The sequence below is a fragment of the Desulfovibrio sp. 1188_IL3213 genome (assembly GCF_036763145.1).
Classification (GTDB): Bacteria; Desulfobacterota; Desulfovibrionia; order Desulfovibrionales; family Desulfovibrionaceae; genus Desulfovibrio.
This window is the reverse complement of the sequence record NZ_JBAIYR010000541.1, coordinates 1-1,336: the sequence shown is the minus strand read 5'-3', so window position 1 is coordinate 1,336 and position 1,336 is coordinate 1. Positions and strand designations below refer to the sequence as shown.

General features: G+C 58.5%; 1 protein-coding gene. It reads right to left on the bottom strand.

Annotated features, from left to right (window positions below; genetic code table 11):
- Window positions 1-121: 121 nt before the first annotated feature.
- A partial coding sequence (locus tag V6C16_RS13425) for a hypothetical protein (protein WP_333543458.1) occupies window positions 122-1,336 on the bottom strand: 1,215 nt, incomplete at its 5' end.

The following is a 1,336-nucleotide window of genomic DNA, read 5'->3' as shown; positions in this document are numbered from 1 at the left end:
CATTTTCAAAGTTTAAAACACGCTCGCTTCGGCGTTTAACCGCGCAAATAAATTGCGCTTACGCCTTCGCGGCGGGCGTCTGCTCGCGCAGTCGCCAGAGCAATTTCAAAGTGAAATTGCTCTAGAAGGAATAAACCACCGTGAGGGACGCCTTCCAGGCATCGGCAACATTGAGGCTGTCGCCGGAGGTGTTTTGATACCGTCCCCATACGTCCTTATCAAGCCAAAGGTGTATGTAGCCCAAGCCCAGGAAGAAGTTCAGATTTTCAGAAGCCTTGAACGTGCTGTCCAGGTTGATTTCCATCCCGGTGTCTTCGGTGGTCAGATACGTGCCGAAGGAGTTGAAGTCCGTATTGTTGCGATAAACCTGGCGGCCAGCGCCGTCTTCTGCCTTGCGGCCCGTGATATACTTTGCCATTTCGGGGCTGTTGGTTCCGCCGAAATAGTTCAGGCGCAGGGTATGACTGAGATTGTCAAGAAAGCTCAGATCCTTCAGGCGCGCGCCCACGCCCCAGGTTCCGCTCGGGTTGGTTCCGAGCACGCCCTTGGCTCCGCCCATGGACGGATTGCCCCGGTAACCGAAGGTGGAAAGCGAATTGTGCAGGTTGTTGGTGGTGGCGATATAGGGCAGACGTTCCGAGCCGTTATGGGGGTTGTCGTCATCGCCGCTGAAGTACCAGCCGTAGACGCCGGGCAGGCCCCAGTCCAGGGCGTATTCCATGACCAGCATACCGTACCAGCCCTGACGGTTGAGATACTCATGCTCACGCTTGACGCCGCCGTAAACAAAGTCGGCGCGCAGGCGGAAGGGGTCAAGGGCGGTCCAGTCCCCGGTGATGCCACCCCAGTAAAGGGTGCTGTAGTCATCGTTCCAGATGGACGAACCGGTGCGTTTTGTGCTGAATGCTGCCGGGTACAGGCCGTCGCGCAGCTGCAGGCCGTCAATGCCCTGGGTGCTTGCCAGGGGGTTGTTGAGCGTGAATTTTTTGCTGCCGCCGGGCATGCCGGTAACCGTAGCGGGCATAAGGCTGTTGGGTCCCATGCCCCCGGCCATGGCCCAGGGCGTGATCTTCAGGCCGTCAAGGGTGACCGGCACCGTAAGCGCAACAAGGTCAAAGTTGTCAAGAAAGTTCGCGGGCTGGCTGGAATCGCCCTGCCAGTTGTCGTTGAGCAGGCGCATCCAGGCCGCGCTTGCCGTCACATTGGGGCTGCGTTTGCACGCATACATCAGTACATAAAAAAACGCTTTCGCACAGTCCGCCAGCACAGGTTCAAGGCAAATGCGCCCTGCCGCCCGCAGGCCATTTATGCACGCCCCGCGCTTGCATGGGCGAGT